General features: G+C 67.6%; 14 protein-coding genes. 4 read left to right on the plus strand and 10 right to left on the minus strand.

Annotation, left to right across the window (positions count from 1 at the left end):
* Positions 1-13 precede the first annotated feature (13 nt).
* The 7 genes from ACH65_RS18475 to ACH65_RS11105 all read right to left on the minus strand — a co-directional run bounded on the left by ACH65_RS18475 (position 14) and on the right by ACH65_RS11105 (position 6,628).
* Positions 14-703, minus strand: a complete 690-nt coding sequence (locus ACH65_RS18475) for a hypothetical protein (protein WP_053096245.1) — start codon at positions 701-703, stop codon at positions 14-16.
* A 497-nt stretch (positions 704-1,200) separates the two neighbouring features.
* A complete protein-coding gene (locus ACH65_RS11075; protein ID WP_153242566.1) occupies positions 1,201-1,902 on the minus strand; it encodes a thioredoxin fold domain-containing protein in 702 nt (233 codons plus the stop codon).
* A gap of 26 nt (positions 1,903-1,928) precedes the next feature.
* Complete coding sequence (locus tag ACH65_RS11080; RefSeq protein ID WP_049622658.1) at positions 1,929-2,636, minus strand: hypothetical protein; 708 nt, start codon at positions 2,634-2,636, stop codon at positions 1,929-1,931.
* 565 nt (positions 2,637-3,201) lie between these two features.
* Positions 3,202-3,957, minus strand: a complete 756-nt coding sequence (locus tag ACH65_RS11090) for a hypothetical protein (RefSeq protein ID WP_153242567.1) — start codon at positions 3,955-3,957, stop codon at positions 3,202-3,204.
* Between the two features lie 164 nt (positions 3,958-4,121).
* Complete coding sequence (locus ACH65_RS11095; RefSeq protein ID WP_049622661.1) at positions 4,122-4,505, minus strand: hypothetical protein; 384 nt, start codon at positions 4,503-4,505, stop codon at positions 4,122-4,124.
* Between the two features lie 92 nt (positions 4,506-4,597).
* Positions 4,598-6,229: a Tad domain-containing protein gene (locus ACH65_RS11100; RefSeq protein ID WP_082190267.1), complete on the minus strand. Its 1,632-nt coding sequence runs from the start codon at positions 6,227-6,229 to the stop codon at positions 4,598-4,600.
* A gap of 120 nt (positions 6,230-6,349) precedes the next feature.
* The gene (locus tag ACH65_RS11105) at positions 6,350-6,628 is read right to left on the minus strand and encodes a pilus assembly protein (RefSeq protein ID WP_425478283.1); all 279 of its coding nucleotides are present in this window, start codon (positions 6,626-6,628) and stop codon (positions 6,350-6,352) included.
* Between the two features lie 362 nt (positions 6,629-6,990).
* Here ACH65_RS11105 and ACH65_RS11110 point away from each other — a divergent pair, with 362 nt between their 5' ends.
* Positions 6,991-7,953 carry an OmpA family protein gene (locus ACH65_RS11110; RefSeq protein WP_237561494.1) on the plus strand — a complete coding sequence of 321 codons (963 nt, stop codon included), beginning with the start codon at positions 6,991-6,993 and terminating at the stop codon, positions 7,951-7,953.
* Positions 7,954-8,151: 198 nt separating this feature from the next.
* On the opposite strand, the gene ACH65_RS11115 is transcribed toward ACH65_RS11110, so the two are convergent.
* Positions 8,152-8,976: an FAD-binding oxidoreductase gene (locus tag ACH65_RS11115; protein WP_425478285.1), complete on the minus strand. Its 825-nt coding sequence runs from the start codon at positions 8,974-8,976 to the stop codon at positions 8,152-8,154.
* Between the two features lie 17 nt (positions 8,977-8,993).
* On the opposite strand from ACH65_RS11115, the gene ACH65_RS11120 reads away from it, so the two are divergent.
* The 3 genes from ACH65_RS11120 (at position 8,994) to ACH65_RS11130 (ending at position 12,725) form a co-directional block, all read left to right on the plus strand.
* A complete protein-coding gene (locus ACH65_RS11120) occupies positions 8,994-9,950 on the plus strand; it encodes an ABC transporter ATP-binding protein (protein ID WP_049622665.1) in 957 nt (318 codons plus the stop codon).
* Complete coding sequence (locus ACH65_RS11125; RefSeq protein WP_049622666.1) at positions 9,947-10,720, plus strand: ABC transporter permease; 774 nt, start codon at positions 9,947-9,949, stop codon at positions 10,718-10,720. Before ACH65_RS11120 ends, ACH65_RS11125 begins: the two co-directional genes overlap by 4 nt.
* A gap of 688 nt (positions 10,721-11,408) precedes the next feature.
* Positions 11,409-12,725: a carbohydrate porin gene (locus ACH65_RS11130; RefSeq protein ID WP_049622667.1), complete on the plus strand. Its 1,317-nt coding sequence runs from the start codon at positions 11,409-11,411 to the stop codon at positions 12,723-12,725.
* A gap of 106 nt (positions 12,726-12,831) precedes the next feature.
* On the opposite strand, the gene ACH65_RS11135 is transcribed toward ACH65_RS11130, so the two are convergent.
* Together ACH65_RS11135 and hrpB are read right to left on the minus strand one after the other, a co-directional pair.
* The gene (locus tag ACH65_RS11135) at positions 12,832-15,426 is read right to left on the minus strand and encodes a bifunctional diguanylate cyclase/phosphodiesterase (protein ID WP_237561495.1); all 2,595 of its coding nucleotides are present in this window, start codon (positions 15,424-15,426) and stop codon (positions 12,832-12,834) included.
* Positions 15,427-15,615: 189 nt separating this feature from the next.
* The gene (hrpB, locus tag ACH65_RS11140; RefSeq protein ID WP_049622668.1) at positions 15,616-18,150 is read right to left on the minus strand and encodes an ATP-dependent helicase HrpB; all 2,535 of its coding nucleotides are present in this window, start codon (positions 18,148-18,150) and stop codon (positions 15,616-15,618) included.
* Positions 18,151-18,192 lie beyond the last annotated feature (42 nt).

Below are 18,192 nucleotides of genomic sequence, written 5' to 3' on the forward strand. Positions count from 1 at the left end.
GCCGCCCAGGCTCCTAGGGGTGAGGATGGCCGCTAGCACCCAGTGGCTCGGGAGGCGCGGAGTCCGGCCCTGCGAACAAAGCCTCGTCCAGCAGCAGCCGCTCCAGCGAAACCGTCTCCATGCGGTATCGATGGCCACCCGGGTCACGGCCGTCGAAGGCAAGCAGCAGGCCCGTTTCGGCGTCCACCCACAACACGCCTTGATCCGTCCCGAACGGCCCCTTGTGTCCGGCGTAACGGTAACGCCAACCGTTGGCCGATCTGCCGGCAACAAGGCGGTTGTCGGTTCGCCCGCAGGACAGGCCCGGCTCCCAGCATGGGCGCACAGGATCAAGCCGCGTCATCGCCCCGACCCGAAAGCCATCCGCCGGCACGGGTTGGCGCGCATCCTGCCACTGCAGCCACGCATGCGTGGCGTCGCGCAACACGCGGCCTCGCCAGCAAGGCCCCGCATCGAAGTCAACGCGCACCCTCTCGCCGCTCAGGTAGATCGTCTCGGCGAGCACGCCCTCGCGCTTGCCGCTCCCGGCCGATGGAATCCCATCCCCGCTCACCACCACCTGCTGGCGCAGCCCCGGCTTCTCCACCGCTTGCAGCGGAAACGCGAACAGCCAGGCCGCGAGGGCCAGTGCCGTCAACCGTCGCCGCCTGCGCCCCGCATGACTCGACGCCACTCCAGACATCGCCGGAAACAAAACCACCATCACCGTCTCCTCAGGAGCGAGGGGCTCGGCACCCGCGCGACACCGCAGGACTACCGCCGGACACGCCCGTCCACGGAACCCGATTCTGTCGAGTTGCCTCGACCTGCGTCGTCATCGCATCCCGGGGCCGCCCCGGGAAAGCGGAAGCCCCGACCATCGACCCGACCATCGATCTCCGCCATGGCATTCGCCAAGGAAACACAGGGCTTACCGTGGCGAGCCATCGAAACAAACGCACCGTGCCCCCTGGCCGGCCGCGCACGCTGATCCTTCCCGCAGCGACTCGCGGCGGACGAATCATTCAGCGTCCAGAAGAAAATCACGACGCTACCGGTACAGAATGTGGAGACGCAAACCTGACTGACGGCATCCACCAACGGACAGGTGCATGATCCAGTGCAGGGTAGACCATAGCCACCGCATGTCGAGCAAGGCCGGCAGGGTCTCCGAGCACGGTCATGCGAACCCGATGCCATAAAAGCAAGGTGGACCATGCTTCATTGAGCCGTCGCAGGGTTTCCGCCGCCGTGGCCGGCGGCCTGCGAGGAAGTAAGTTCTCGAGTGCGCGCCCAGGGATCCCTAGTGTCACCCAGTTCCTTCACTGCAACCGCTGCCGCGCGCTCTCCGAGCAGGCCGAACAGGCGGAAATACCGCTCGCCCTTATACAGCTCGAAGCCCAGGGTGGGCGTTCCCGTCGCATCGCCGGCCCGCATGGCCTGGCGTGTGTTTGTCTCGACCGCCCGCAACGCCCAATCGGGCACCGAGGCGGACGGCGGATAGCCGCCCAGATGCCGTTCGTCATCGTACTCGTCCTCATTCTGCGCCAGCGCCCGTACCGGATCCGGCGCCGCCAGGATCGCCGCCGCACGGCGCTTGCTCGATTCGCTCATGTAAGCGATGGGAATCCAACGGATGCGCACAGCCCCCAGATACGGCTGCAAGATCCGCCACTGCCGGGCGCACACGGGACAGTTGGGATCGAAATAGACCAGCATGCGCTTGCCAGTTTCGGGCGGCCCCGTCTCGATGCCTGGTAGGCCGATCGAGCGATCCCAGAAAGCCTTCATCGCGCCCCAGTCGACCTGGGCCACTGGATCTGGAGCGCCTGTGGCCGCGGGCGGCGTGGCCGCCTCGCGGGAACATCCGCCAAGGACCAGCAGGGCCACGGCACAAAGCATGCGAAAGATGGCTTGTTCCACGCAGACACCCCCGAAGACGGGCTGCCCTACCACCGGAAGGATTCAAGCGGCACGGAGGCCGCCGCGACATCCGGAACGGAGAGTGCATGCGTCACCGGCTTGCTTCCGGAAAGCGCGTAGAGCCGGAGCGGAATGTCGATCTGCCCGGCCAGTTCGCACGCCTGGGCCATGCCTGGGCTCTTGTCGCAATGGGCGTTGAAGCCAAGCAGGCTGGCCTGCACGAAACGTTTCAAATATGGCATGTAGCCGGCCAGGTCGCGCTCGTCCCGCACGAAAACGCTGACCAACGGGGAGCTTCCGTCGCGCTCCGCTTTCTTCAATTTCTCCTGATACTGCTCCATGGAGGTCGCTAAGGGCTTGCTGCCCCTGGCGATGGCCGTGATGTTGTCCACCGTCGCCAGCAGGCGAATCTTGCCGGTCGCATCGCTGATGATCACCGACTGCAGAAACGCCTCTTGATACTTCGCCCCCCAATAGATCGCCGAGCCATCACCAAGAACCAAGCGCTGCGGTCCAAGCTCGAAACCATCCATGATGCGGTCGTAGAGGGACACAGCCCCCGCTTTGCTTTCGCCCGGAAACTCCGCCTGTGCGCCCCCGGCAAAAGCCTGGATGACCTTATCGTTCGGTAGCTCGGCCTTCGCGCTGCTCCCCAGCGGGCTGGCCACGCATCCGCCTGCATGAAGCAGGACCGCGAGGCAGGTTGCATGGATCAATCGCCGCGAACTGGCCATGTATGCATCTCCTGTCATCAGTCTCGTTCATCCACCGCTGCCGCCCGTGTCTCCTCCTGCTCCCGACGAGGAGCATGGATCACCGGATTCCGGCAGTTTCTTGCCGTCGATGCCACTCTGCAGGCGGTCGCCTTCACGCTTCCTGCGACTGGCATAGGCATCGGGATTGTCCTTCAGCCAATCGGCCAGCTTTTTCCAGTCGCCATCGCGTATACGTACTTCCGGAACGTCTGCCGAACGACGCCTTTCGAATGCGCACCAGATCCCGGATCGTGATCTACCCCTGCCCTCCAGGTTGGGGGGCGCGCTTCCATCGCCACGAGATTGGGCTGGCTGAGCCTGAGCTCCGCGGCATCCTCGATGGTGACGATGCGCTCGCCGTCGGGAATGAAATGCCCAGCAGCGCCACCAGCAGCGCCATCGGTACCAGCACGATGCATGCGACCGCCATCTCGACCAGGCTCTGTCCACGCTGACGATGCGCAAGGCGCGCGGCACCGCACCGTGCACACCTGCCATGACGCCGCTCGCTTTTCATGTGGCCTCCTTGTCGCATCCCGCCCCCTCAACCGCCCGTGTCTTGCAGCGCCACGCCTTGGGGCACCTCGAACACGCCCGGATCGACCCGCCCGCCGACGCTCATGCGCGACGTGGTCACCTGCCAGCCGCTTCCGCCATCCGGTGGCGTCGCACTGAGTGCGATCTGCCCTGGATAGCTTCCGTCCGCATCATTGCCCCGGGCCGGCCCCAGGCTGCCGAACCCCCACTTCTCGCCCCCGGTCCACAGACATGCCCGATAGCCGTCGCTGTCCTTCCAGGCCAGGCAGGGCTGGCCGACGCTCTGTTGTCGCGTTTCGAGCATGCTTCCCGTGACGGTGGCGATGCTCTCTTCCGTAGGTTCAAGGGCCGGCTGGACATCCATCGGCCCGCCGCCATCGGTCTTCTCGCCCCGGCGCGTGGCGAGATCTATGTCGTACTCGTAGCGCGTACCGTCGCCGATACGTTCCGCCTGCTTGTGGATCACCTGGAAACGGCAAGGTTCGGGACCGACCGTCCACCCCCAGGACTCCTCGCGCACGGCAAACCGGCCGGCCTGACGCCAGGATTGGACATGGACCCGCCCAAGGCGTACCGCTTCGCCCGGGTCCAGCGGCACCGTCCGAGCCGGCGTGTTCTGCATGCATGTCGCCAGATGTTGCCGATAAGCCGTCTCCTCGACGGCCCTGCCATGGTCGACCAGCCATCGCGTCTGTTCGAGATAGATCGACGGCATGTCGGCGGGGCGCGCGGCGCCTTCGCTGACGGTGCCCGCGCTGGCCACACCCGAGTCGCCGCTCGCACCGCACCCTGCAAGAAACGCCACGGCTACGGACAGGACAGCGAGGGAACGGACGCCAGACCCCGACCGCCAGCGCACGCGGTCCGCGATCACCGCCTGGCCCCATCCACCCATAGCCGCGTTGCGACCGCCATCGGATGGCCGTATCACTTGGGCGCCGCCTCGGTGATGCGGCACTGGTCGGCATCCGCCATCGCCCTGCCTCCGACCTGGACAATGCGCACCGATCTGCAATGGGCCGATACGTGGCGGTAGCCATGTCCGACATGGCGCGGCGCCGCAGCGTTGAAGCGTATGTCGGTAACGACCGACAGCCCGTCGACCGACATGGCACCCACGGTACCTCCACGCATCGTCAGCGACTCCCAGGTGGTGTCGTCATCGTCTGCGGACGTCCCGCCATACGCATTCGCCCCGCTGACATCCACGTCGCTGAGCGTTTGCACCTGCCGCGCCGCAGCCGCCTGTCCGGCCAAAACGGGCATGGCCACGATCCATGCTAGGGCGTATCCGAAAGAAACTTTCTTCATCGCTGCCATCCTTCTACTCGTACACAATTCAGACGAACCAAGCCGCTTCCAGGGCTGGACGTGGCCTGCCACGGCACATCAGTCTTTGCCGTTCACGGCATGACCACCGACCCGGCCTTGAAGCCAAGCTTGATCGACTCGGGTGTATCCACCGGCCGCGCCTGCCAATAGGGACTGAAGAGGTTGCCAAGCTCCCGCCGATCGTCGATCTGGCGCGAGAACGGCCAGCCCGCACGCGGCCGTGAAAAATAGATCTGCGAACTTGCGCTGGCGCTCATGGCACCCGCGTCCGCCTGGTCGGCCAATTGGATCCGGTCGCGGCCGATGCCCTGCACATGGCCACTGGTCCGCACGTTTTCGATGGGTTGCTCGACCTGCACGGTAAACAGGGGGCCAACATCGACATCCTCTGCGTCGATGCTGCCATCGCTGTCGTATGGCCTCTCGGCATGCTTCGCATCGACGATGTCGTCATAGGGCTGTAGGCCACGATAATTCTTCAGGAGCGCATCGGACGGGCTCCCACCGGCCTCGCTGACCGCCGGATCGTTGGCGACGGGACTGCCTGCGGTCCGGTTGCTGAGCGCGCCGTTGTAGGGATCGAAGTGCTTCCGGCTGTCGAGATCGTAGGGAGATGTCCAGCCAGAACCGCCGTTGATGCCGGGCCTGTAGATGCCGGCGTTCGCCCGCGTATTGCTACTCACTGCCGCGGTGGCAGCCCAGGCCAGCGGCGCATCCTTGGTGCAATGCTTCCAGCAGAGCGGGAAAGGGATCTTCATGTGGAAATTCAACGTATCAACGCCGACCCAACGGTTGTAGTCGACCATGTCGGTGCCGTTGCGCTCGGTGATCCAGCCGAAGATGTAGGACTTGGTGCGCCCACGCGAGAACGAGTCGCGCGCCTCCATCACCACGTTCACATAGCGGTCGGCGCCGGCCCTGGTCCAGGTGCCGCCCCCGGCGGACTTCTGCACGGTGTAGCGCTTCACGAATTGCGACGCACGGACCACCTGCGCCTCCAGGGCCGCCAGCCCGACGTGACTGATCCGCATGCCTTCGTTGCCAAGGCCAACGCCACCGAGGCTGTCTGCGGCGTTGGCTGAGACGATCGAACCGGCGACTTTCGGCACATCGACCAGGGTGCTCGCCACGACCAGTTGCTGCGATGTGGCATAGACTTGGTTCAACCCACTGATCCCGGTGATCGCCAGGCTGAATGCCTTCTGCGTCCCCTTGCGGACCTGCTTGACGACCTGCTCGGCCTCACCAAGCGCGGCAGCCACCTCGTTGAGCATGACGCCGACTTCAGCCGTCACCACCATGATGTCGAGAACGTAGCCGATGAGGTTCAGCGCGTCCTTGAAATGATCAATGCCGCTTTGCAGGTGGGTCATCCACGACTGCAGGCTGACCATCTGTGCAACTGCTATCTCATTGGCGACTTCCGCACGATTGAGATAGGCGATCATGTTGAACGCACGCGCCTGTTGCACGGCAACGCTGTAGGCAGCCGCATCGGCCGTGTTCGCCAACTGGACCTTCTTGGTAACGGCTTGCCCAGTGTTGAAAAGCATTAATAGCCCAAGACAAAGCGCTATCAATGCGGCCATAGCCATAATCAATGCTTGACCTTTGAATGCCGCGCCACAAAGCGCTCCGCATTCTCGACGCCGATAATGCGCACTGCCACGCTGGCGCGCAGGAATGATCCTGGTGCCTTTCATTCCGATTCCTCAGAACAAAATGACTCGCATTGGGCTAATGCCGCCCGATGCCCATGGAAAGAACCGATGCAGCAATAAGTTACCGCATCGGCCTCGTCAGAAACGCTTCAACAAAGTGGCCTACTGGGCCGTTGTATTGTTGTAGCTCTGAAGACCCTTTTCGGTCTGCCCTTCGTTTCGCGCATTGCCTGCGGCAGATTGGGCATTGTTGATGTCGGTCGTTGCCTTCTTGCCCGACAGCTCATTCGCCATGCCTGCGACCTGGGCACGCGCGGTATGGCCGAAATAGGTGACGGCCGCAATCGCCGCGATGGCGATCAGCGCGGTGATGATGATGTACTCGGTCATGCCCTGGCCACGCTGCCGGACACGGGCGCCGTTGCGGCGCTGGAAATTCACTTCACATGGCTAATTCCCCACTCGTAAAGATAAAAATCCTTTCCCGGCAGGCGGAGACACATGGAATCCGCACACCAGATCCTTACCCGATGAGAAACGCCCCCTGTATGGCGAAGCTCGCCACGCGTTACTGCCGCAACCAACTCTATGGCTCCAGTTGCGGCAGAGGGAGCTTAGCGACATTGCATGGCGAATTTGTTAAATCTTGCGCCACGGAATGTTTTTGCGAAGTCGATCACATGGATGAGGCGCCATGCATGATTGCCGCGAACTCCATTCATGCTGGACCGACTAGTGTGCCCGCACATTTCAGGCTTGGAGCCCATTAGGAAATGCCGCGCATATCACGGACCGCCTATCGCTTGCTTACCTTCTGCGCACTGCTGACGACCTTGTCCTGGGCGCCAAGCCACGCCGCCGATACCGAAGGCAGCCATGACAATCCCATCGTGTCCCGCTTCGCCGGATCGACTATCATCGGTTATCAGTCGATGGATTACGGCCAGCTGATACTGCCGCTCGGCAGCTACAGCAGCGATGCCAAGGGACTGCTCGCCAAGTCGGAGACGGCGGAAGGCCACATCACCCGGATCGCCTACGCCGCACCGGCCGGCAAGACAGCACTGGAGGTGTACCGCAACTTCCAGGCCGTACTTGAGCAGGCGGGCTTCCAGACACGCTTCGCTTGCGAAAAGGACGCCTGCGGCGGCTTCGATTTCGCCGGCGCCGTCGCCAATCCCGCGATCGACGCGATGCGCGGCGATCGAAACGGCATGATCTATGGCTTGAACGCATCCAACGGCAACGTCCATGCGCTGACAACCCATCTGTCGCGCCCCCAGGGGCCCGTGGATGTGGTCCTGCTGGTCAGCCAGAGCGAGAACCAGCCCACTGGCGTGCTCCTCCAGATTTGCGAAGGCACAGCGATGGCCTCCGGCGAAGTATCCGTCGATGCCAAAGCCATGAGCCAAGGCCTGGCCAGGACTGGCCATATCGCGCTGTACGGCATCCACTTCGGCAGCGACAGCGCGCACCTGGAGGCCGACTCGAAAGAGACGCTCGCGCAGATGGCCAAGCTGTTGGCAAACCAGCCATCTCTCAAGGTGTACATCGTGGGCCATACCGACAACAGCGGCTCGCTGGAACACAACCTCTTTCTGTCCGAGCAGCGGGCCGAGGCCGTGGTCAAGGCATTGACCACCGGTTACGGCATCGACGCCGCGAGGCTGGCGGCCAAAGGGCTGGCTTCCTACGCGCCGGTCGCAAGCAATCACAGCGACGCCGGCAGAGCCCAGAATCGGCGCGTGGAGCTCGTCGAACAGTGATGGCGCGACGTGATGGCCATGGCACCGAACCCGCGGACCATGCGCCATCCGCGAGCGGGGGCACGAAGATCCGGAGCCACGATTGATTAAGCGAGGCGCGGCACTTCTCCGACAATCACCGCGACCTGAGCTGGCCGCCCGCTACCGGCCCCGAACCGACCGGTCGAGCGGTGGGGTCTCAGCCACGCATGGACCGCCTCAGCGCGAGGAGACGTACTTTTCCCGGCGGATCTGCGCCACCGGCAGGCCGAAATCCTTCAGCGCGGCGAAAGCGGCATCGACCATGTTGGGATTGCCGCAGAGGTAGGCGATGTCGCGCTCCGTGCTGGGCGCGAGTTCCGGCAGCGTGTCCTGCACGTGGCCGGCGCGGTCGATCGGGCGCGGCACCGCGCGCGGCTGGCGGCTGAAGCAGGGATGGAAGACGAAGCCTGGGTGCGCCTTGGCGAAGGCTTCGAACTCCTCGCCGTAGAGCAGCTCGGCCTCGTTGCGCGCGCCGTAGAGCAGCACCGCCTCGCGCCCGCCCGGCGCCAGCCATTCGGCCAGCTGTGGCAGCATGGCGCGGTAGGGCGTGACGCCGGTGCCGGTGGCGATCAGGAGGTAGCGCGGGTGCGCATCGCCGCCGTGCAGGCAGAAGCGCCCATACGGGCCGCTGGCCTCCACCGTCCCGCCGTGCTGCAGGTTGGCGAGCAACTCGGTGGCGGCGCCGCCCTCGACGTAGCTCACCGCGATCTCGATGCGCCCGAGCGGCGAGCGGCCGTCGCCCACGGTACCCACCGAGTAGCTGCGCTTGGTGGGCGTGCCGTCGTCGTAATGGAAGTGGATCTGCAGGAACTGCCCGGGCACCAGCGGCAGCGGCTCGCCGTCGGTGCGCTCGAACACCATGTGGCGGACCTGCGGCGCGAGCATGCGGCTGTCGATGAGACGGAGGGTGAAGCGATCGGCCATGAAGTGTTCCCGGGAAACGATGCGTGCGCCCGGCAAAACCGGTCGACTCCAAACAGACCGGTATAATAAGGGTCTGATTCTCGCGGTACAGCCCAATGTCACCCACTCCCGCACTGGTCGTCGACGACCTCCGCAAGACCTACGGCAACGGGGTCGAGGCGCTCAAAGGCATCAGCCTGACGGTGCAGCCCGGCGACTTCTTCGCCCTGCTCGGCCCCAACGGCGCCGGCAAGTCCACCCTGATCGGCATCCTCTCCTCGCTGGTGAACTCCACCGGCGGCGACGCGCGCATCTTCGGCGTGTCGGTGAACAAGCAGCGCAACGAGGCGATGAAGCTGATCGGCCTGGTGCCGCAGGAAATCAACTTCAACGTGTTCGAGAAGCCCTTCGACATCTGCGTGAACGAGGCGGGCTTCTACGGCATCCCGCGCCGCGTCGCGATGGAGCGCGCGGAGAAGTACCTCAAGGAGCTGCGCCTGTGGGACAAGGCGCACATGCAGGCGCGCACGCTCTCCGGCGGCATGAAGCGGCGCCTGATGATCGCCCGTGCGATGATGAACGAGCCGAAGCTGCTGATCCTCGACGAGCCCACCGCGGGCGTGGACATCGAGATCCGCCGCTCGATGTGGCAGTTCGTCAGCGGCATCAACGCCGCCGGCACCACGGTGATCCTCACCACGCATTACCTGGAGGAAGCCGAGCAGCTGTGCCGCAACATCGCGATCATCGACCACGGCACCATCGTGGAGAACACCAGCATGAAGCAGCTGCTGGCCAAGCTCGACGTGGAGACCTTCGTGTTCGACGTGACCGAGGTGCCGGGCGAGCTGCCCGCGCCGCCCGGCATCGCCCTGCGCCGCATCGACGAGCGCACGCTGGAGGCGGAGGTCTCGCGTGGGCACGCGCTCAACACGCTGTTCACCGCGCTCTCCGCGCACGACATCACGGTGGCCTCGATGCGCAACAAGACCAACCGGCTGGAGGAACTGTTCGTGCGACTGGTGGAGAACGGCCGCAACGGCAAGGCCGCGGCGCAGGAGAAGGCCGCATGAGCGCCGCCGAGAACGCCGTCGCGCTGGGCACCATCGTCCGGCGCGAGCTGGTGCGCATCCTGCGCATCTGGTCGCAGACCCTGCTGCCACCGGCGATCACGATGACGCTGTACTTCGTGATCTTCGGCAAGCTGATCGGCAGCCGCATCGGCCAGATGCACGGCTTCACCTACATGCAGTACATCGTGCCGGGCCTGGTGATGATGAGCATCATCACCAACAGCTACGGCAACATCTCCAGTTCCTTCTTCGGCGCCAAGTTCAGCCGCGCGGTGGAGGAGATGCTGGTGTCGCCGATGCCCAACTGGGTGATGCTGCTCGGCTACGTGCTGGGCGCGGTGGCGCGCGGCGTGATCGTGGGCGCGGTGGTGCTGCTGATCGCGCTCCTCTTCACTTCACTGCACGTGGCGCACCCGCTGATCACCATCGCCTCGGTGGTGCTGGGCGCGGCGGTGTTCTCGCTGGCCGGCTTCGTCAATGCGGTGTTCGCCAAGAAGTTCGACGACATCGCGCTGGTGCCCACCTTCGTGCTCACCCCACTCACCTACCTGGGCGGCGTGTTCTATTCGGTGGACCTGCTCGGCGAGCCGTGGCGCAGCCTCACCCTGATCAACCCCATCCTCTACATGGTCAACGCCTTCCGCTTCGGCGTGCTCGGCGTCAGCGACGTCGGCGTGGGCACCGCCTTCGTGGTGATGCTGGCGTTCGTGGCGGGGTTGTCGGCGGTGGCGCTGCACCTGCTCAAGCGCGGCACCGGCCTGCGCTCCTGATTCCCTCCCTTCCGGCGAAACGGCCGCCGCCCGGCGGCCCTCTTCGCCCCGCCGGCAGCGCCCGGCTCTTCCTCCGCGGCACCTCGAGAGCCACGTTTTTCCCGTCCCCGGACGGCCGATTCCGGTTGCATCGCAACAGAACGGCCGGGCCGGCCGCCCGCCCTTCCCATGCTCATGCCCCATGGAAGCCGGGCATTTTGCGGCGGATCGGCGGGTGCGCATGCTGAACCGATCCACTCGGCTTGCCGCCGATGCGAGGCTGTGCGCGGCCTGACGCCAAGGGTGCGAAAAAGTGCCGCATTTGCGTTAATATTTTGCGATGTGTTTCGCATGACCCTGACCGAGCCATGCGGCGTTGCAGCGTTTTTCGAGCGATCCAAAAGCGTAAGATGCGCGCTGCCGTGCCGGCGTCGGAGGCCGTTCGCACCGAGGTTCCATAGGGGAACCGGGTGGGCTCTCGCCACGATCCGCCGCCGTCGCAGGCACATGTCCGGCCACTCCTGTCCGCAGGTTGGTGCGCCGGGCACGGTAACCCGGTGCGCAATCCCTCATGGGTCCTGCCTGGCTGCCATCCGCTCGCCAGGGCCATGCCGTGCGCAGGCCGGGAATCGCCGTCCGGAAGTTCGTGCTCCGGGCCCAATGCTCCGCTTACCGAATCACCAAGAACACGTCATCAGGGAGTTACGTGATGAACAAGAACTTGAAACGTCGTCCGCTCGCAGCCTGCGGCCTGGCCGCCCTGCTCGGCCTGGCGGCGGCGCCGCACGCCCGTGCCGACGTGGACAGCAGCCCCTACCTGTTCGGCGACTGGAACGGTGCGCGCACCCGCCTGGCCGACAAGGGCATCACCTTCGACTTCGGCTACGGCTTCGAAGCCGCCCACAACTTCACCGGCGGCACCAGGCACCTCACCCGCTACACCGACCAGTGGAAGTTCGGCTCCACCCTGGACCTGGAGAAGCTCTGGGGCTGGAACGGCGCCTCCTTCCAGATCATGATCACCGACCGCAACGGCCGTAACCTGGGCGCCGACGCCAACATCGGCAACAACCAGCTGATCCAGGAGGTCTACGGCCGCGGCCAGACCTGGCACCTCACCGTCTTCGCCCTCGACCAGAAGTTCTTCGACGGCAAACTGCTGTGGCGCCTAGGCCGGCTGCCGGTGGGCAGCGACACCGACGCCTTCACCTGCGACTTCCAGAACCTCACCTTCTGCGGCTCGCAGCCGGGCAACCTGGTGGGCGACTACTGGGTGAACTGGCCGACCAGCCAGTGGGCCACCGTGCTCAAGCTCAACACCACCGACCAGACCTACGTGCAGCTGGCGGCCTACCAGGTCAACCCCAAGTACATCGACGACAGCTGGGCGCGCAAGAACGGCTGGAAACTCAACAACCCGGGCGGCACCAAGGGCTGGCTGATCCCGCTCGAATTCGGCTGGAAGCCGAGCGCCGGCGGCCTGCCGGGCGACTACAAGTTCGGCGTCTGGTACAACACCGCCCAGGGCGAGGATCTGTACTACGACATCAACCACGACCCGCGCGCGCTGACCGGCCTGCCGGCGCTCAAGCGCGATTCGCGCTACGGCGCCTACGTGAGCTTCCAGCAGCAGGTGAGCGGCGACGCCGGCGGCAAGGGCACCTCGGTGTTCTTCAACGCCACCCAGGCCGACCGCAACACCTCCGCCTCGGACCGCCAGATCGCGATGGGTTTCGAGTACAAGGGCCCGTTCGACCGCATGCGCGACTTCGTCGGCTTCGCGGTGGGCGCCACCCACGCCAACACCCGCCTGGCGGACTACCAGCGCCAGTACAACACGCTGAACCCCGCCACCCCGGGCCTGGTGAAGGATGGCTACGAGTACGTCAGCGAACTGTTCTACAACTGGTCGCCGATCCCCTCGATCAACCTGCGCCCGAACCTGCAGTACATCCTGCATCCGGGCGGCACCAGCCAGAACAGCAACGCCTTCGTGCTGGGCCTGAAGACCAGCGTCGCGTTCTGAGCGAAGCCTCACCGCCCCACCCGAACCCCGGCCTTGCGCCGGGGTTCTTTTTTTGCGCGCCCTGCCTGCCGGGCAAGCGCACGGCCGGCGCCCATGCGGCGGCCGCTCAATCGCGCTGGAACGGCACCACTTCGGGCACGTGCAGCGCATAGCCCTGGGCGAGGTCCACGCCGAGGTCGATCAGCGCCTGCATGATCGCCTCGCTGGTCACCCACTCGGCCACCACCTGCAGGCCGAGGCGGTGGCCGATGTCCACCACCGCGCGCACCATCGCGCGGCTCACCTCGTCGGTGAGCAGGTCGCGGATGAAGCTGCCGTCGATCTTGATGATGTCCACCGGCAGGTTCTTGAGGTAGCCGAAGGAGGACATGCCGGCGCCGAAGTCGTCCAGCGCGATGCGGCAGCCGGCCTCGCGCAGGCGCTGCATGAAGCGCGCGACCTGCGAGAGGTGGCGCACCGCCACCGTCTCGGTGATCTCGAAGCACACCCGCGAGGGCGGCACGCGGTGGCGCTCGAGCAGGGCGATGATGTGGCCGGCCAGCGCGTCGTCCTCCACGCTGGCGCCGGAGAGGTTGATCGCCACCATCGCCAGCTCCCCGCCCGCCGGGTGCAGGTGGTCGAAATGGGCCAGCGCCGTCTCGATCACCCAGCGGTCGAGCGCCGGCATCAGGCCGTAGCGCTCGGCGGCCGGGATGAAGGCACCCGGCACCACCAGTCGCCCGGCCTCGTCGCGGAAGCGCAGCAGCAGTTCGATGCGCGCGCCCTCGCCGGGCGAGGCGGTGAGCGGGCGCACCTCCTGGTAGGTGAGCAGCAGGCGGTGTTCCGCCGCCGCCCAGCGCAGGCGGTTGGCCCACTCCATCTCGCTGCGCCGGCGCACCGTCTCGCCGTCCTGCTCGTTGTAGAAGTGCACGCGGTTGCGGCCCAGCTCCTTGGCGAGGTAGCAGGCGGTGTCGGCCTGCGCGAACAGGTCCTTCAGCGACACGTCGGGCCGCTCGATCATCACCCCGCCGATGCTGGCGCTGATGGTGTAGCTGCGCCGCTCCCACAGGAAGGTGTAGCCGTCGATGCGCTGGCGCAGGCGCTCGGCGAGCTGCTCGGCCTCGGCGCGGTCGTGCACCGGCGCGGCCAGCACGCCGAACTCGTCGCCGCCCAGGCGCGCCAGCACGTCGCCGGGCAGGAGGTGGCGGCGCAGCAGCGCGGCGAGCTGTGCCAGCAGCTGGTCGCCGGCGACGTGGCCGGAGAGGTCGTTGATCAGCTTGAACTGGTCGAGGTCGATGTAGAGCAGCACGCCGAGCTGCCCCTCGCCCGCGGCGGCCGCCCGCGCGCGCTCCACGCGGCGCTCGAACTCGCGCCGGTTGTAGAGATCGGTGAGGTTGTCGTGGCTGGCCTCGTAGCCGAGCAGGTCGGTGAGCGCGCGCTGCTGGGTGATGTCGGTGGCCACCACCACCAGCTGGTGGCGGCCGTCCAGCTCCACCGGCGCCACCGACACGCTGGCCCAGAAGCGCTGGTCGCGGCCGTTGTGCAGGATCGCCTCCAGGTTGTTCCAGGCCGTGGTGTCCCGGTCGCGCAGGCTGGCGCGCTGCTCGGCGTCCTCGAACAGGTCGGGCAGCGCGAGTTCGCCCAGCGATGCGCCGAGCCGTGCGCGCGCGGCCTGGTTGGCGTAGGTGATGCGCCCACCCTCGGCGTCGGCGAGCAGCACCAGCGCCGGCAGCAGTTCGTTCAACGCCCGGAAGCGCTTCACGCTCTCGCGGTAGCGCTGGCTCATGCGCCAGCCCAGCCGCAGCGCGCGGTGGCGCGTGCCCACCAGCGACCACACCAGGAGGCCGAACAGCAGGCTGGCCAGCGCGCCGGCCGGCAGCATCGAGCGGGTCCACGGCAGCGGCGGCGGGCGCGGGTCGAACGGCGTCATCTCCAGCAGCCACACGCGCCCGCCGTAGGTGAGGCGGTAGACGAAGCTCGGCCACTCGGCCACGGTGGCGCCCACGGCCGCCGGCAGGCTGAAGAGCCGCAGCGGATGGCCGCCGTTCAAGTCGCTGATGCGCACGCTCAGGGCGTGCACCACTTCGGCCGGCAGCGCGCTGCGGATGAGATCCGCGGCCCGGAACGACACCCCGATGGAACCGCGGATGCGCGCGCGCCGCTCGGCCAGCGTGGGCGGCGGCGCGCCCGGCGCGTACACCGGCAGGCGGATGATGATGCCCTCCTCGCGCGGGTCGGGGGCGGCCGACTGCACCAGGCGGAACGGCGCGGACAGGGCCGGCTGGTCGGTGTCGCGCGAGACCTGCAAGGCGTCGAAGTTGGGCCCCTGCGTAGTCACGTCGAGCCCGAGCAGCGGCTCGTTGCCTTGCAGCGGCCGCACCCGCTCGGTGATGTAGTGCTCGCCGTCCTGGCGCAGCTCGCGCCGCGCATAGGCCAGCGCGAGCAGGCTCGGGAACAGCTCCTGCGGCCGCAGGTTGAGGTAGAGGTGGTCGAACTCGTCCGCGTCCACCTCGTTCGAGGCCAGGAACAGCGTCTGCACCGAGCGCACCAGGAGTTCGGAGGCATGCAGCCGCCCGCTCAGCGACTCGTAGCCCTTGTCGGCGAGCACACGCAGGCCCTGCGCGTGCTCGACCGCCTGCCGCCGGTATTGCAGGTAGTGCAGGCCCAGGGTGAAGGCCAGCGCGCACAGCGCCGCCAGCATGCCCCACAGGTAACCGGGCATGCGCCCGGGCTCGGCCGGGTGGATGCCTTCGTCGGCGGCCGCGGCGGTATCGCGGGGTGCTGGGGACCGTCCCAAAGAATCCCTGATCGACCTCACGATGGACCCTGTGGCGTCTCGATGCCAAGGATGTTACACCGGCTTCGCGGCCATGCCAGCCAACGTTGGGCACACCCCGACCGGATTAGCGCATTAACTCGCTGTGCGGGGCTTGGCGCGATGCGTCGGCGTCGCGGTCCACGGGTCGTCGGGCCAGGGATGCTTGGGGTAGCGCCCCTTGAGTTCCTTCTTCACCTCGGGGTAGGTGCGCGCCCAGAAACCCTTCAGGTCCTGCGTCACCTGGATCGGCCGCCCCGCGGGCGAGAGCAGGTGCAGCGTCACCGGCACCCGGCCGCCGGCTACCGTGGGCGTGTCGGCGAGGCCGAACAGTTCCTGCAGCTTCACCGCCAGCACCGGCGGCGCATCGGGCGCGTAGTCGAGCCGGCGCGACTGGCCGCTCGGCACCGTGAGGCTGTCCGGCGCCTGCGCGTCGAGCGCGCGGCGCTGCGCGTAGTCGAGCATCCCCGCCAGCGCCTGCGAAAGGTCTTCCGCGCCGAGCGCGTCGAGCTTGCGCCGGCCTTCGAGATAGGGCGCGAGCCAGTCCTCCAGCGTGGCGAGCAGGCGCGCGTCGGCGACGTCGGGCAGGCCCAGCTCCGGCATCCAGCCGCGCAGCGCCTGGATGCGCAGGCGCAGGCGCCGCGCGGCCTCGCTCCACGGCAGGCTGTCCAGGCCGCGGCTGCGCACGGCCGCCAGCAGCGCCGGCAAGGCGTCGCCCGGCTGCACCGGCACGCTGCGCCGCGCCAGCACGATGGCGCCGAAGCGCTGCTCCTCGAAGGCGTCCACCGCGCCGCGTGCCTCGTCCCAGCGCAGCACGCGCTCGCGCGCGAAGTGCTGCGGGAACTCGCTCTCCAGCGTGCGCGGATCGAACGGCGCGGCGGCGAAGATCAGGCTGTCGCGCGCTTCCAGGCGAAGGTCCAGCACGACCAGCCACGGCTCGCCGAGCAGCACGGTCTGCTCGTGCAGACGCGCGCCGCGGCCGTTGGCGAGCGTGTAGCGCAAGGGGTTGGCCTCGTCGCGGCGGGCGATGCGGTCGGGGAAGGCATGCAGCAGGAGGTCGCCCACCGCGTGGCTGTCCGGCACGCCGCTGGCGGCGCTGCGCACGTCCAGGCGCCGGCGCCAGCCCTTGCTGGCCTGCTCGATCGCGGCCAGCGCGCCGGCATCGGTGCCGCTGCCGCGCGCGCCCGCGCTGCGGCGGTCGCGCCAGGCATGCAGCGCGGCGACGCGCAGGCGGAAGTCGTCGTTGCGCGCCGACTCGCCGCGCAGCGGCGAGCGCGCTTCCATCAGCGCCAGCAGGTCGGCCACCAGCGCATGCCGCTCGGGCGGCGCGCGCAGCGCGGCAGCGCCGAGGCGCGGCGTGGCGCCGAGCGCGAGCAGCCGGCGGCCGAGTGCGGTGATGCGGCCATCGCGATCGAGCGCGCCCAACTGCGCCAGCAGCTCGCGCGCCTGCGCCAGCGCACCGGCCGGCGGCGGCTCCAGCCAGGGCAGCGCGGCGTCGCTGCTCGCCGTGACTCCCCACGCGGCCAGTTCCAACGCGAGGCCGGAGAGTTCGGCCTGGGCGATCTCGGGCGTGCGCGCGGCGTCCAGCCGCTTGCTCTGCGGCCACAGCCGATACGCCGCGCCTTCGGCCACGCGCCCTGCGCGGCCGGCGCGCTGGTCGGCCGAGGCCTGCGAGATCGCCACCGTCTCCAGGCGCGTGAAGCCGGAGTTGGGATCGAACCGCGGCTCGCGCGCCAGGCCCTGGTCCACCACCGCGCGGATGCCCGGCAGGGTCACGCTGGATTCGGCCACGTTGGTGGCCAGCACCACGCGCCGCAGGCCAGGCTCAGCGGGCGAGAGCGCGGCCTGCTGCTCGGCCAGCGACAGTTCGCCGTGCAGGGCGAGCACTTCCACCTCCTCGCGCCCTTCGCGGGCGAAGCCCTCGTCCAGCAGCGCCTGCGCCCGCGCGATCTCGCGTCGGCCGGGCAGGAAGGCCAGCACGTCGCCGGCGTTCTCCGCCAGCGCCTGGCGCACCACGCGCGCAAGCTGGTGCTCCGGCGCTTCCTGGGTGCGCGCCGGCGGGTACTCGATGCGTACCGGGTAACTGCGGCCGGGGCTGGAAAGCCGCGGCGCGTCCAGCCACTGCGCGATGCGCTCGCCGTCCAGCGTGGCCGACATCACCACCAGGCGCAGGTCGGGACGCAGGGTGGCCTGCACGTCCAGCGCCAGCGCCGCGCCGAGGTCGCCGGCGAGGTGGCGCTCGTGGAACTCGTCGAACAGGATCGCGCCGATGCCTTCCAGCTCCGGGTCGTCCTGGATCAGCCGCGTGAGGATGCCCTCGGTGACCACCTCGATGCGCGTGGCCGCGCCCACCCTCGACTCGAAGCGGATGCGGTAGCCGACGCGCTGCCCCACCTCTTCGCCGAGCTGGCGTGCCATGAACTGCGCCGCCGCGCGCGCGGCGATGCGGCGCGGCTCCAGCATCACGATCTTCTGCCCCGCCAGCCACGGCGCATCGAGCAGGGCCAGCGGCACCTGGGTGGTCTTGCCGGCGCCGGGCGGCGCCTCCAGCACCATCCGCGGCGCGGCGGCGAGCGCGGCGCGGATCTCGGGCAGCAGCGGGGTGATGGGGAAAGTGGGCGACGCGGTCATCGGGATGATGATAGCGGGCGGACGATGGCGGCTCCGCTCCCG

Source organism: Frateuria defendens (genome assembly GCF_001182895.1).
GTDB classification, from domain to species: Bacteria; Pseudomonadota; Gammaproteobacteria; order Xanthomonadales; family Rhodanobacteraceae; genus Frateuria_B; species Frateuria_B defendens.